Below are 751 nucleotides of genomic sequence, written 5' to 3' on the forward strand. Positions count from 1 at the left end.
GGCGGCCCAAGCAAGATCAGAGAAAAAGCCTTCGTGCCCGCAGGGCAACACAAACCTATCGCAAAGACCAAGCCCCTTTCACCTCTTGCCGCGCGCCGCGCAGGCGGCCCAAGCAAGATCAGAGAAAAAGCCTTCGTGCCCGCAGGGCAACACAAACCTATCGCAAAGACCAAGCCCCTTTCACCTCTTGCCGCGCGCCGCGCAGGCGGCCCAAACAAGATCAGAGAAAAAGCCTTCGTGCCCGCAGGGCAACACAAACCCATCTCAAAGGCCAAGCCCCATAACCGGCCCCGTCTCGCCTTTTGCCGCCCCCGCTCAGGGGGGACACGGCCCGCCTCATGCAGCAGTTCTGGGTCGCCCGCCACGTGTCACGCAGACGACCCAGACATGCCTACTTTTTCCGTGTGGCGTTATAGAAGTTGATCAGGCAGCCATCAAGGATGATCTGGCGCTCATCATCGGTCAGGTCCTTGAGGGTAAGGGCGATCTGCTCGTTTGTGCCGTTTTCGCGCACAATATGGGCCAGCAGGGTGGGTTCGGCCTCCTGCACGGCTTTGCGCACGTGGGGTACGGCAAGCCAGTCGCCCACCTGGAGCACGTTGGCGAGGTCCGCATCAACGATGAAGGGCAGCATGCCCCAGTTGATCAGGTTGGAACGATAGCGCTTGGTGGCGTATTCCACGGCCAGGTTGGCCCATCCGCCCAGCACTTTCTGGCACGAGGCCGCCTGTTCGCGGGCCGAACCGTCGCC

1 pseudogene is annotated in these 751 nt (G+C 61.8%); it reads right to left on the reverse strand.

What is annotated here, in order from left to right:
• Window positions 1-391 precede the first annotated feature (391 nt).
• Window positions 392-751, reverse strand: a pseudogene (locus V6C16_RS14630) (hydratase); the annotation flags it as partial.

Origin of the sequence: Desulfovibrio sp. 1188_IL3213 (assembly GCF_036763145.1) — a bacterium.
In the GTDB taxonomy this organism is placed as follows: domain Bacteria; phylum Desulfobacterota; class Desulfovibrionia; order Desulfovibrionales; family Desulfovibrionaceae; genus Desulfovibrio.